The organism is Pseudomonas cichorii, from assembly GCF_003700275.1.
Lineage (GTDB): Bacteria > Pseudomonadota > Gammaproteobacteria > Pseudomonadales > Pseudomonadaceae > Aquipseudomonas > Aquipseudomonas cichorii_B.
The window spans coordinates 46,981-60,335 of sequence record NZ_RBRE01000014.1; the positions used below are offsets into that span (position 1 = coordinate 46,981).

Genomic DNA, 13,355 nt, shown 5'->3' on the forward strand with positions numbered 1-13,355 from the left:
GCGAAATTCCGTCTGAAAGTCTCAAGGCTCAAGCGTTCTGGTCTGTTTCCAGAACGACCACACGTTGTCCGGCGCGCACCGCCGAGCCGGGCTGGACCCGTACTTCGCGGACAATGCCGCTTACCGGTGCCAATAACGGGATTTCCATTTTCATGGACTCCAGAATCACCAGCGTATCGCCCGCTGCAACCTGCTCACCGGGCTGGACCTGGACTTGCCACAGGTTGCCGGCGATATGGCTATCGATGCCTTGCTGGCCCTCTTCAAGTTCTGGTTCATCGGTCAGCGGTGCTGCACTTTCATCACTCTCGAAGTTGGCTTGCCCGCTGGCGATCCAGCGTTCGCGCTCGGCCTGGAAGGCGGCTTGCTGTTGGCTGCGAAAGGCGGCGATGCCGTCGGCTTGCTGAGCCAGAAAGGCTTGATAGTCAGCCAGGTTCAAGGTGCTGTGTTCGATCTGCAGGGGGTAGCGGCCCAACGGGAAGTCACGGCGGATACGCAGCAGTTCATCGGCACTGACCGGGTAAAAGCGAATCTGGTCGAAGAAGCGCAGCAGCCATGGCTTGCCATCAAAGGCGGCGACTTCGCGATAGCGGTTCCACATCTGCAATGTGCGGCCCACGAACTGATAACCGCCAGGGCCTTCCATGCCGTAGACGCACATGTAGGCACCGCCGATGCCCACCGAGTTTTCCGCCGTCCAGGTGCGCGCCGGGTTGTATTTGGTGGTGACCAGGCGATGGCGCGGGTCCAGTGGCGTTGCAACCGGAGCGCCAAGGTAGACATCGCCCAGGCCCATGACCAGATAGCTGGCGTCGAACACGGTGCGTTGCACTTCGTCCAGATTGGGCAGGTCGTTGATGCGCCGGATGAACTCCAGATTGCTCGGACACCATGGCGCGTCCTTGCGTACCGTGGTCATGTATTTCTCGATGGCCAACTGGCAGGCCGGATCGTCCCAGGACAGCGGCAGATGCACGATACGCGACGGGACTTGCAGGTCCAGGGTGGCGCAGACCGCATCCCATTCACCGGCCACGATTTCGAGCAGTTGCCCAAGCGGCAGTTGCTCGGGCTGGTAATGCACCTGCAGGGAGCGAATGCCCGGCGTCAGATCGATCACGCCCGGCAGAGCCTTGCTTTCCAGCGCCTGCATCAAGGCATGGCCCCGGAAGCGCAGCACCAGATCCAGCTCGGGTGCGCCGATTTCCAGCAATACATGGGTATCGCCCGAAAGCCTGGCGACCAGTCGGTTGTCGTCCTGGCCAATGTCCAATACCACTGGCGTTTGCAGGAGCGGACTTATCCGCGAAGAGGCCGGTACATTCCCTCCATCATCTGTGGCTGAAACAACCTCTTCGTGAATGAATTCGTTCCTGCAGAATGAGCGGGCTTCTTCCAGGGTTACCGGGCTGAAGCGCACCTTGTCCCTGGCCTTGAGCTGCCCCAACTGCCACAGGTCGGCTTCGATGATGGTCACCGGGCAGACAAAACCGCCCAGGCTCGGGCCGTCCGGACCGAGGATCACCGGCATGTCGCCTGTGAAGTCCACCGCTCCGATGGCGTAGGGATTGTCATGGATATTGGAAGGGTGCAAACCCGCTTCGCCGCCATCGGCGCGAACCCACTCCGGTTTCGGGCCGATCAGGCGCACGCCGGTGCGACTGGAGTTGAAATGCACTTCCCACTCCGTGGCAAAAAAGGTGTCGATGTAGTTTTCAGTGAAGTATTCAGGCGCCCCATGCGGACCATAAATCACGCGGATCCGGCGCACATCGGTCAGCGTCGGGATCTGCCCGGCCGGCACTCGTTGCCCGGCGTTGTGATCGCTCAGTGCCGTGACGTGCAACACATCTCCGGCGCGTAACGCCCGTCCGCCATGGCCGCCAAACTGGCCGAGGGTAAAGGTGCTTTTGCTGCCCAGATAATCCGGTACGTCCAGACCGCCGCGCAGGCACAGGTAACTGCGAGCCCCGGCGCCTGCGATGGTGCCCAGTGCCAGAGTAGAACCGGCGGGCACCCGCAGGGCGGTATTCATGGCCTGCGATTCACCATCAAGAGTGATCGGTATCGAGGCTCCGGTGATGGCCAGCACTGCATCGGTGTTGAAACGCAACAGTGGCCCGCTCATGGTGATTTCCAGCGCCGCACAGCCTTCGGCATTGCCCAGCAGACGGTTGCCCTGGCGCAGGGCGCGGCTGTCCATCGGGCCAGAAGGCGGCACGCCGACCGCCCAATAGCCAAGACGGCCCGGATAATCCTGCACGGTGGTCTGGGTGCCGCCACTGAGCACTTCAAATGTGTCGGCGTGATAGATCAGCTTTTCAAGGCAGCGGGTCCATGGCTGGCCACTGGCGAAGGGGGCATCGACGATGATCTGCCGCAGGTAGTCGCGATTGGTTTCCACGCCATACAGGCGCGTGTCGTTCAAGGCGTTGGCCAGGCCAGCGCTGGCTTGTGTGCGATCTGCTGCCCAACTGATCAGCTTGGCAATCATCGGGTCGAAGAACGGCGGGATCTCGCAACCGGCTTCGACCCAGGTATCGATGCGCAGGTTCTTGCCGTCGGCGGCGGGAAAGTCCACCGCGGTCAGCAGGCCGGGGCAGGGCTGGAAGTCGCGTCCCGGATCCTCGGCATACAGTCGCGCCTGAATGGCATGGCCGCTCGGCTTCAGGGTGGCTTGCAACTGGCTGAGCGGTGGCAGATCTCCCGCTGCCAGTTGCACCATCCAGCTCACCAGATCGACGCCCCAGACCTGTTCGGTGACTCCGTGCTCGACCTGCAGACGGGTGTTCACTTCCAGAAAATAGAAGCGCTGGTCTTCGCTGTCGAAGACAAACTCAACGGTCCCGGCGCTGCGGTAGCTGACGGCCTTGGCCAGCTTGATGGCAGCGGCACAGAGTTCGTCAGCCATACCGTCCGGCAGGTTTGGCGCCGGGGTTTCTTCCAGTACTTTCTGGTTGCGTCGCTGCACCGAGCAGTCGCGTACGCCAAGCGCCAGTACTTCGCCGCGACCGTCGCCGAAGACCTGCACTTCAAGGTGGCGAGCGCGCTGGATGTACTTCTCGATGAACACGCCGGCATCGCTGAAATTGTTCTGGCCCAGGCGTTTCACCGCCTCGAAGGATTCGGCCAGCTCCGCGGCGCTACGGCACACGCGCATGCCGATTCCGCCACCGCCAGCCGTGCTTTTGAGCATCACCGGATAGCCAATGTGCTGTGCTGCGACTAGGGCCGAATCCAGGCTGTCGAGCAGTTCGGTGCCTTCCAGCATCGGCACGCCATGCAGTTTGGCCAATGCCCGCGCCGTATGCTTGAGGCCAAAGACTCGCAGTTGTTCCGGCGTCGGGCCGACAAAGGCAATGCCGGCGTCTTCACACGCCTGGGCGAACGCGGCGTTTTCCGAAAGGAAGCCGTAGCCGGGATGAATCGCTGTGGCACCGCTGCTTGCGGCAATGGCGAGGATCTTGTCGACCGCCAGATAAGTCCCGGCCGCGCCACCTTCACCCAGGCTGTGGGCTTCGTCGGCCTGCATCAGGTGCAGACTGGCGGCATCGGCTTCGGAGTAGACCGCTACGCCCTTGACCTTCAAGGTACGCAGGGTTCGCAGGATGCGGCAGGCAATGGCGCCACGGTTGGCGATCAGCAGTTTGTCGAACATGGCATAAACCCCGGAAACCGGATTGATGTGGTTTCGTGATGGGAAGCGGGCCGTCCCGCTATGGGTCGTTGCGCACAACGGTCGTCCGTTGTGGTGGGCTGTGGCTATCGCGATCCGGGGATCAGTCCCGAATCGATAACCTGGCCGGTGTCGGGTTGTAGCCGTTGCAGGGATTGTTCAGTTGCGGACAGTTGGAGATCAGCACGATCACGTCCATCTCGGCGCGCAGCTCGACGTATTTGCCGGGGGCGGAAATGCCGTCCTCGAACGTCAGGCCGCCTTCGGCCGTGACCGGGACGTTCATGAAGAAATTGATGTTCGGGCCAATGTCGCCTTTACCCAGCCGTCCGTCATGGGCGCAGGCGCGCAGATAGTTGTCGCGGCAACTGTGCATGTGCAGTTTGTCCAGCGCATAACGCACGGTATTGCTCTCCTGGGCGCAGGCACCGCCGAGGGTGTCATGGCGTCCGCAGGTGTCGTCGACGATGGTCAGCATCGGCTGGCCGAGGTTGGAATACAGCACGCTGCCGGTCGTCAGGTAGACGCTGTTCTGGCGACGTAGAGTGCGTTGCACGTCATAGCGCTCGCGAGGATTGGCCAGGCTGTAGAACAGCGTGTCGACGGCCTGATTGCCTTCCAGGTCGAGAATGCGCACGGTCTGTCCGGCCTTGACCTCGGCCAGGAACGGTTCGCCCGCCGCAATGGTGGCGTCGCAGCAGTGTTGGGTCGAATGCATGGCAAGGCCTCCTCAGGCGAACAGACGGTTGGTGTTGATAAAGCCGCGCTCGTTTTCCGGGCGCGATGTGCGGCAGTGCTCGGCCACGCTGGCGTCGGCTTTCATCCAGCTCAGCTTCACAGGCTGCGGGGCGTAGGTGGGGTTGGGGTCCATCGGATGCTGCAGGGCAGTGAGTACCACCAGCGTATCCATCGGCGCATAGAGTTCGATGTAGTCACCGGCTTGCGAGTTGTCCGCTGCAAAGTGCAGGGCTCCGGCTTCGTCCACATTGATGCGGCTGAACAGGTTCAGGGTCATCAGCAGGTCGGACAGGCCCAGGCCCCATTTGCCCAGTTCGACCAGCAGGTTATCGACGCCGTTGCGGAAGAACCCGTTGCGCAGTTCCTGATAGCGGCCCTGGCCATATTTTTCTGCGACTTCCCGGGCGTTGAGCACGCCGCCGATGCTGTCGCTCCAGCCGCAGGTATCGGCGGTGATCGCTGCCAGCACCCGGCCCATGTCCGAGTACAGGCAGTGACCGCTGGTGAGTTTGGCGGTGTGTTGGCATTTGAGGCTGTCGGGCAGGTTCAGGCGCTCGGTCTTTTCATGGGCATTGAGCAGTGTCAGGCTGACATTGGCATTACCGTTCAGGTCGGTCAGGCGCAGCAGTTCGCCACGCTTGAGGATGAATGAGCGATGGGCGCCACCGGGCAGCAGCTCTTCGGCGAACACGGGAAACAGGGTGGTCGAGTCAGTCATGAATCAGGCTCCTTTCAAGCCGGTTGCAACGAGTCGAGCGCCGCGCGTGCAGCCCGGCGGTCGCTGTTCAGGGGAATGTCGTAAGTGATGCGTGCGCCATAGGCACCGGGCGCGTGCGGGTCCTGGCGTACCTTGTCGAAAACCATCAGGCGGGTGCCGAGGTTGAAGCCTTCGGACAGGTCGTGGGTGACCATGAACACGGTCAGTCTGGTTTCCTGCCATAGCTCCAGCAGCAGGTTGTGCATGTCCTTGCGTATGCCGGGGTCCAGCGCGCCGAAAGGTTCGTCCAGCAACAGGACGCGGGGTTTCATGATCAACGCCTGGGCGATGGCCAACCGTTGCTGCATGCCACCGGACAGTTGGGTCGGGTACTTGTCCAGCGCGTGAGCCAGGCCGACCTTGTGCAGCAGGGCTGCGGCCTGTTCCCGTGCATCGCGTCTGGCCTGGCCGAACAGCCGTCCAAGCCAGGGCGAAACCGGCAGTTCCAGGCCCAGCGCCACGTTGTCCAGGACCGACAGGTGAGGGAATACCGAATAACGCTGGAATACCACGCCACGGCTGGGGTCCGGTTCGTTGGCCAGAACCTTGCCGTCCAGAGTGATAGCGCCACGGCTGGGGGTTTCCTGGCCCAGCAGCAGGCGCAAAAAGGTCGACTTGCCGCATCCCGAGGCACCAACCAGAGTGCAGAACTCACCTTCGGCAACGTCCAGGTTCAAGCCTTCGAGTACCACTTGATCGTCGTACTGCTGCCAGACATTGCGTACGCTAATGAAGCTCATCCTCGTGCTCCTTCATACCAGGGGAAGGCTCGGCGGGTCAGGGCCTTGAGGCCCCAGTCCATCAGCCAGGCGAGCAGGGTGATCCAGATCACGTACGGCAGGATCACGTCCATGGCCAGGTAGCGGCGTACCAGAAAGATCCGGTAGCCGAGCCCGTCAGTGGAAGCGATGGCTTCGGCCGCGATCAGGAACAGCCAGGCCGAGCCCAGTACCAGTCGTAGCGCGATCAGCAGGCGCGGCAGCAGTTGCGGCAGAATCACCCGCAGGATCAGCGTCCAGGTCGAAGCCCCGAGGGTCTGCGCCTTGATCAGCAGTTCGACCGGAATTTCCCGGGCGCGCTGTTCCAGATCGCGGGCCAGAATCGGTGTAATGCCGATGACGATCAGCATCACTTTCGACAGTTCGCCCAGACCGAAAACGATGAACAGAATCGGCAGGATTGCCAGCGGCGGCACCATCGACAGCACCGTCAGCAACGGCGACAGCGGCGCGCCGAAGATCGGCAGAATGCCCGACGCAATCCCCAGGCACAGGCCCAGCAAGGCGCTGATCCCCAGACCGATTGCCAGCCGTTGCAGGCTGGAACCGGTGTCCTGCCACAACAGGTAGCTGCCGGTGCGGGTGTCTTCGGTAAAGGCCATGCGCTTGACCGCATCGGCCATCTGCACCGCGCTGGGCAGCAGTTTGTCGTTGGGGTTCTCCATCAGCCGGGTTGCCGAGCCTGTGAGGTAGGCGAACAGCAACAGGGCGAATGGCAGGAGCACCAGAATCAGGCGACCGGCCCGATCCGGGTGACGATTTATCAAGCGCATGGCAATGACCTTTCTGGGGGCGGTTTACAGCTTGTTGTCGACGGCCATTTGCACGTAGCTGGGGTCGAAGTGCAGCTTGAGGTTGGCCTTGTCGCCTTCTGTCACGCCGTTGGCGAACGACATGCCCACGGCGCTTGAGTCCCTGGCGCCTTCACCCAGCAGCCCGTGCTCGAAGGAAAAATTGGCAACCTTGCGCATGGTGTCCGGCAGTTGTGCGCTGGTGGCGAAGTCCAGGGCTTCGTTGGGCGTGGCGAACAGCCGGGTGGTATCGAGTTGTGCCTGGAAACCCGCCAGATCGGTGCCTGACGCCTTGGCCATATGCTCCAGTGCTGCCTTGCTGGCCGCCGATTTGGCGTTCATCAGGGCTACCACTTCAAACCAGGCGCCGGTCAGGGCCTTGCCCAGGGCCGGGTTGTCTTTCAGGGTCTGGGTGTTGACCACCATCATGTCCATGATCTCGCCAGGGATCTTGCTCGAATCGAATACCTGGGTGACGCCGGGTTTGTTCTTGATATCCGAGAGCATCGGGTTCCAGGTGGTGACCGCCTTGACCTCGTCGGTATTGAAGGCCGCCGAGATATCGGCGTCGGAGGTGTTGACCACTTTCAGGTCTTTTTCGCTGAGGTCTGCACTTTCCAGCGCTCGGGCCAGCAGGTAGTGGGAAACCGACAGTTCGACCAGATTGACGTTCATGCCCTTGAGATCGGCAACCTTCTTGCCCTCGCCCTTGATCACGATGCCGTCGTTGCCATTGGAGAAGTCGCTGACGATGAGTGCGGTGCTTTCAACGCCACCGGCGGCGGGAATGGTCAGGGCATCCATGTTGGTCATGGTGCAGCCGTCGAACTGGCCAGCGGTGTATTGATTGATCGACTCGACGTAGTCGTTGAGCTGGGTCACATCGATCTTGATGCCGTACTTCTTCGCCCACTTGTCGACGATGCCTTGTGTACCGGCGTACTCCCACGGCATCCAGCCAGCGTAAATGGTCCAGCAGACGTTGAAGTGATCTTTGGGGGCGGCTTGCGCCGAGAGGCTCAATGCAGCGATGAGGCCTGCGGCGAGCAGACCGCACAGGCGGGACGTTGGCTTGTTCATGCTGAAAACCTCCAGTAGTGAAAGGGGCGGCCAGGAGTCAATCGACACCACTGGTGTCTTGTCTCCCGGGCTTTTATCCCGCCGTGTAACCTCTACTGGAGGTCGCCAACTCTCGGACCAGCCACTTGCCTGTCGGCAAGCCGGAACCCTAGTCGGCTATTGCAAATTGTGGTGCCGCGAAGCGGTATCGACTCCTGCACATTCATCATTAAGCGAGAGTTGTGCCAACTTGCAGCAGGCCTTGTTTTGCATGGGGTGTGCAAAAACAGGGGTGTCTTGCCGGGTGTTTATTGCCTTGTACTGGTGCGCAGTCGCACCGGGATGAGGCAATCGAGATTTGAAATGTTTTGTAGCATCTTTGTAATGAGCGGATACAGCCCCGCAAGCCTTGGTTATCAAGGCTTTTCAGGTTATTTGGCCATTATTGTGAAACGGGGGGCAGGGGACGAAATCCGCACTCGAAGGGCTTTTTGCTGTCTGAAATTACGTCCGCCAACTCCATTGGCAGATGCCGATCAGCGTCGCTGGTTGCGCCCAATCGCGGTCCAAGGAGGCCGCCATGTATCGAAGACCCTTGCTCATCGCTTTTCTGGCCCTGTTCATGACAGGTTGCTATGCAGGTCCTGGTTACTACGAATCCGAGGTGTACACACAACCGACGACGGTCGTCGCTGGAGGGTATGCTTATGACAACGGTTACCGCTCTTCCTATTATCAGGAGCGGCGCATTTATGTAGCGCCTCAGCCACGCTATTACTACAGCTCGCCACCGCGTTATTACACTCCACAACCCGGTCCGCGCTATTACTCGCCACCACCGCAGCCGCGCTATTACCAGCCCGGTCGGCCGCCTGGCCATGGCTGGCGGGACAACCGCTTCCGGGGCAACGATGGCTACCGGAACCATTATCGTAATGACAACCGCAATGATTACCGTGGCGGCGGCCGGTCATGGGATCGCGGCCGAGGTGATGGTCGTTATTGACCCCCTACAGCCTGTGTGGGAACTGGCTCATCCGTGAATGAATTCGTTCCTACACATCCACCAGATCCGCCAACGGATGGCGGCCTTCCCACGCTTTTGAAAAGTGCGCCTCGATGACTGCTTGCGGTATCGAGGCGACATCCTGCCAGTGCCAATGTGGCGTGTGATCCTTGTCGATCAGCCGCGCACGTACGCCTTCATTGAACTCCGGGTGGCGACAGCAATTGAGGCTCATGGCGTATTCCATCTGGAATACCTGCGCCAGTGACAAGTGTCTGGCACGCCTGATCTGTTCCCAGACCAGATGAGCGGTCAATGGACAGCCTTCCTGCATATTCCTGGCACAACGGGCCAGCAGCGCATCGTCGTGATGTTGCAGATGGCTTATCGCATTCCAGGCGGCGGGCAGATTGCCGACATCCAGCCATTGATCGATCTGTGGTCGGCGCGGCAACCACTGGGCGGCCGGTAAATGAGCGATGGCCTCTTGTTGCATCGCCTTGAGCAGGCTGTTGAGTTGCAGTTCGGTCTGTTCCTGCCAGTTCATTTGCAGCAGGTTTTCGATCAGTTCGTCTTGCTGCTCGTCGAGCATGAAACGGTCGGCGAGGTCCAGATCCAGCGCATCGCGGCCATTGATGTGCGCGCCGGTCAGCCCCAGAAACAGGCCCAGCTTGCCGGGCATGCGGGACAGAAACCAACTGGCGCCGACATCCGGATACAGGCCGATGCTGATTTCCGGCATCGCCAGGCGGCTGCTGGGGGTAACGATACGGATACCGGCACTTTGCAACAGACCCATGCCGCCACCCAACACATAGCCGTGCCCCCAACAGATCAACGGTTTGCGGTAGGTGTGCAGGCTGTAGTCCAGCCGGTATTCCGCCGCAAAAAAACTGGCGGCCAACGCTGGTACTGTACCGGGAGCCTCGCGGCAGGCTTCGGCCAGCGAGCGCACCTCGCCGCCGGCACAGAACGCTTTCGGCCCGTTGCCGCGCAGCAGCACGCAGACGATCTGCGGGTCGTCCGCCCAGGCTGCGAGTTGATCCTGAAGGGCTAGAATCATCGGCAGCGACAGGGCGTTGAGAGATTTTTCGGCATTCAGGCTGGCGATACCTATCCGGGCGCCATCCTGTGCATGAAGTTCTTCACATTGCAGATTCATCATGACCCTCTCGTAGGCACGGCAAAAACCTTTGGCCTGCCGTGCAGGCAGTTGCATGAAAGCAAGTGTAGGAAACTGCTGGTTTGCTGCAGGGCATTTGACATTGGCAGCCAGCTTTCCTAGTGTCGCGCAGTGTTTTTACCGGGTACGACCATGACAAGCGATGACCGCATCAAACTTGAGCCCAGCTGGAAGCAGGCGCTGCGTGAGGAGTTCGACAAACCTTACATGGCGCAACTGCGTGAGTTCCTGCGCCAGGAACATGCCGAAGGCAAGGAAATCTATCCGCCGGGCCCGCTGATCTTCAATGCGCTCAACTCTACACCCCTGGATCAGGTGAAAGTCGTGATTCTCGGCCAGGACCCGTATCACGGTCCCGGTCAGGCTCATGGCTTGTGTTTTTCGGTACAGCCCGGTGTGCCTGCGCCGCCTTCGCTGGTCAACATCTTCAAGGAATTGAAGCGCGACCTGAACATCGACATTCCCAACCATGGCTGCCTGCAGGCCTGGGCCGATCAGGGCGTATTGCTGCTTAACACCACGCTGACGGTGCAGCGCGCCAATGCCGCTTCCCATGCCGGTAAAGGCTGGCAGCATTTCACTGATCGAGTCATTGAGATCGTCAGCGAGCAGCAGCCGCATCTGGTGTTCCTGCTGTGGGGCGCGCATGCGCAAGGCAAACAGAAGCTGGTCGATGCCACCAGGCATCTGGTGCTGACCTCGGTTCACCCGTCGCCGCTATCGGCTTATAAAGGCTTTCTGGGCAACGGACATTTCAGCCGCGCCAACAAGTATCTGGAGCAGAATGGCATGACGCCGATTGACTGGCACCTGCAGAATATCTGAGCGTAGCAACCACCTACTTGTTCCAGCGCCTGTACAACGGCTCGGCCAGAAACAGTACAAACAGCAGGCGCATGACCTGCATCGCGGTAACCAGCGGGACCGAGAGCTGTAACACTTCCGCGGTCAGGCTCATTTCGGCGATGCCGCCGGGCATCATGCCGAGGGTCAGCGAGCGCAGGTCCAGGTGTGTCAGGCTGCTCAAGCCCAGCGCGGCGAGGGCGGCGATCAGCATGGTCAGGGCGGTACCCACCAGCGTGCGCCCCAGAAAGGACGGGGCTCGCCGAAAGAATTCACGGTTGAAGTGACAGCCCAGGCCGCTGCCGATCAGCAACTGCCCGAGCTGGCTGGCGCCGTTGGGCAGGCCGATTTTCAAGTCCCAGGTCACGCTGACCACCGAGCTGAGCAGCAGTGGGCCGAATAACCAGGGATTGGGTTGTTTGAGACGCTGCCAGAGCAAAGCCAGGGCCGCGCCCATGGGAAACAGGAACAGCAGCCAGCGCCAGTCCACGGTTGTGGCATGCAGCGCTGGCGTGCCATCGCCCAGCAGATATTTGAAGATCGCCGGTACACACAGCACCACCGCCAGCACCCGCAGGCTTTGCGCCGCGGCAACACTGCTGAGGGTGGCGCCATTGCGTGCGCCGAGGTTGACCATTTCTCCCGAGCCACCGGGCATGCTGGAGAAAAACGCGGTAGGGCGATTCTCTCCGGTACGCAACATCAACCAGACACCGACTACGCTGGACAGACTCGTCACCAGCGCACCAGCGACAATCAGGCCGAAGTGTTCCAGCACCTGTTCGATGACCACCGGCGTGAAGTGCAGGCCGATTCCAATACCGATGATCAGTTGTCCGCATTTGCGGCCACCGGGGATTTGCGTCAGTTGCCAGGGCGTCAGGCAACGCACCAGGATGATCGCCAGCAACGAGCCGACCATCCATGGCAACGGCCAGCCGACCTGGCTGGCGAGGTATCCGCCAAGCAGGCCGACCAGCGGGGTGCCCCACCAGCTACGCAAACCGCGATCAGGCATTGGCCAGCGCACGGGACTTGGCGCGTTTGCGCCAGATGCGGAACAGCGGGAACAGCAGCATGAAAATCGTCACGATCCACACACCAATGCTGATCGGGCTGGACCAGAGAATCTCCAGTGCACCATTGGAGATCGACAGCGCACGACGCAGGTTCTGCTCCATCAGGCCGCCCAGAATGAAGCCGAGCAGGATCGGCGACAACGGGAAGTCCAGCTTGCGCAGGATGTAGCCGAAGATACCGATGCCGACCATCAGGAACAGGTCGAAGGTCGTGGCATGCACGGCGTACACGCCAATCCCGGTAATGATCGCGATCACCGGCACCAGCGCCCAGTTCGGCACGGCAAGGATGCGGGTGAAGATACGGATCATCGGGATGTTGAGGATCACCAGCATGATGTTGGCGATGAACAACGAGGCGATCAGGCCCCAGACGATATCCGGCTGTTGCTGGAACAGCATCGGGCCAGGGGTGATGTTGTACAGCGACAATGCGCCGATCATCACTGCCGTGGTGCCGGAACCTGGAACGCCCAGGGTCAGCATCGGCACCAGGGCTCCACAGGCGCTGGCGCCAATCGCGGTTTCCGGTGCTGCAAGGCCGCGCATGTCGCCCTGGCCGAACTTGCCGCTCTGGCCGGCAATGCGTTTTTCCGTCATGTACGCCACGGCACTGGCCAGGGTTGCGCCGGCACCCGGCAAGACGCCCAGGCCGAAGCCGAGCAGGCCGCAACGGACGTTTACCAGGAACACTGCCGAAGCTTCCTTGAAATTGAACAGCATGCGCCCGGTGGCCTTTACAGCTTCCTGGCCACGATGGGTTTTTTCCAGCAACAGCAGAATCTCGCTGATGGAAAACAGACCCAGTACCAGCACCACGAACTGAATGCCGTCAGTCAGGTGGATGTTGTCACCGGTAAAGCGGTAAACGCCGCTGTTGGCATCGATACCGACCGCCGACAGAAACAGCCCGATCAGTGCTGCGATAAAGGTCTTGAGCGGTCGATCACCGGCCATGCCGCCCAGGCAGACAATGGCGAAGACCATCAGCACGAAGTACTCCGCCGGTCCGAAGGCAATCGCCCACTTGGCCAGTAGCGGTGCAAACAGCACCATCCCGCAGGTGGCAATGAACGCGCCGATGAACGAACTCCAGGCCGACAACGACAAAGCGACTCCCGCCAGGCCTTTGCGAGCCATCGGATAACCGTCCAGGGTGGTCATGACCGTGGAAGCTTCGCCGGGAATGTTGAGCAGGATCGAGCTGATCCGGCCGCCGTATTCACAGCCCAGATACACCGCCGCCAGAAGGATCAGCGCCGACTCGGGCGGCAGCCCGAGGGCGAAGGCGATTGGAATCAGCAGTGCGACACCGTTGATGGGGCCAAGGCCCGGCAGCAGGCCGACAATGGTGCCGATCAGGGTGCCGGAAAGTGCCGTGACCAGATTGTAAGGCGTGAGGGCGACACCGAATCCCTGGCCCAGGTAGCTGAAAGTATCCATA

Annotated in this window: 11 protein-coding genes and 1 riboswitch; of the genes, 2 read left to right on the plus strand and 9 right to left on the minus strand. The window is 60.9% G+C overall.

Annotation, left to right across the window (positions count from 1 at the left end; genetic code table 11):
• Positions 1-28 precede the first annotated feature (28 nt).
• The 6 genes from uca to ALQ04_RS03575 form a co-directional block, all read right to left on the minus strand.
• Positions 29-3,658, minus strand: a complete 3,630-nt coding sequence (gene uca, locus ALQ04_RS03550) for an urea carboxylase (RefSeq protein ID WP_122314479.1) — start codon at positions 3,656-3,658, stop codon at positions 29-31.
• A gap of 121 nt (positions 3,659-3,779) precedes the next feature.
• Positions 3,780-4,394, minus strand: coding sequence for an urea amidolyase associated protein UAAP2 (locus ALQ04_RS03555; protein WP_122314480.1), 615 nt, complete (start codon positions 4,392-4,394; stop codon positions 3,780-3,782).
• A gap of 12 nt (positions 4,395-4,406) precedes the next feature.
• Positions 4,407-5,132, minus strand: coding sequence for an urea amidolyase associated protein UAAP1 (locus tag ALQ04_RS03560; protein WP_122314481.1), 726 nt, complete (start codon positions 5,130-5,132; stop codon positions 4,407-4,409).
• A gap of 14 nt (positions 5,133-5,146) precedes the next feature.
• A complete protein-coding gene (locus ALQ04_RS03565; RefSeq protein ID WP_122314482.1) occupies positions 5,147-5,911 on the minus strand; it encodes an ABC transporter ATP-binding protein in 765 nt (254 codons plus the stop codon).
• Positions 5,908-6,723: an ABC transporter permease gene (locus ALQ04_RS03570; RefSeq protein WP_122314483.1), complete on the minus strand. Its 816-nt coding sequence runs from the start codon at positions 6,721-6,723 to the stop codon at positions 5,908-5,910. Before ALQ04_RS03570 ends, ALQ04_RS03565 begins: the two co-directional genes overlap by 4 nt.
• 24 nt (positions 6,724-6,747) lie before the next feature.
• The gene (locus tag ALQ04_RS03575; protein WP_122314484.1) at positions 6,748-7,821 is read right to left on the minus strand and encodes a putative urea ABC transporter substrate-binding protein; all 1,074 of its coding nucleotides are present in this window, start codon (positions 7,819-7,821) and stop codon (positions 6,748-6,750) included.
• 60 nt (positions 7,822-7,881) lie between these two features.
• A riboswitch (guanidine-I (ykkC/yxkD leader) is annotated at positions 7,882-7,984 on the minus strand.
• 480 nt (positions 7,985-8,464) lie between these two features.
• Between ALQ04_RS03575 and ALQ04_RS03585 the strand changes: the two genes are divergently transcribed.
• On the plus strand, positions 8,465-8,806 hold the full coding sequence (locus ALQ04_RS03585; RefSeq protein WP_183142105.1) for a hypothetical protein: 342 nt from the start codon (positions 8,465-8,467) through the stop codon (positions 8,804-8,806).
• Between the two features lie 49 nt (positions 8,807-8,855).
• Here the strand turns inward: ALQ04_RS03585 and ALQ04_RS03590 are convergent, their stop codons facing one another.
• Positions 8,856-9,968 carry an enoyl-CoA hydratase/isomerase family protein gene (locus ALQ04_RS03590; RefSeq protein WP_122314569.1) on the minus strand — a complete coding sequence of 371 codons (1,113 nt, stop codon included), beginning with the start codon at positions 9,966-9,968 and terminating at the stop codon, positions 8,856-8,858.
• 153 nt (positions 9,969-10,121) lie between these two features.
• Here ALQ04_RS03590 and ung point away from each other — a divergent pair, with 153 nt between their 5' ends.
• A complete protein-coding gene (gene ung / locus ALQ04_RS03595) occupies positions 10,122-10,814 on the plus strand; it encodes a uracil-DNA glycosylase (protein ID WP_122314486.1) in 693 nt (230 codons plus the stop codon).
• 13 nt (positions 10,815-10,827) lie between these two features.
• Here ung and ALQ04_RS03600 read toward each other — a convergent pair whose 3' ends face one another.
• Positions 10,828-11,850 (minus strand): AbrB family transcriptional regulator, encoded by a 1,023-nt coding sequence (locus ALQ04_RS03600; RefSeq protein ID WP_122314487.1) that lies wholly within the window; start codon positions 11,848-11,850, stop codon positions 10,828-10,830.
• A complete protein-coding gene (locus ALQ04_RS03605; protein ID WP_122314488.1) occupies positions 11,843-13,354 on the minus strand; it encodes a tripartite tricarboxylate transporter permease in 1,512 nt (503 codons plus the stop codon). The genes ALQ04_RS03600 and ALQ04_RS03605 overlap by 8 nt, the downstream gene beginning before the upstream one ends.
• Position 13,355 lies beyond the last annotated feature (1 nt).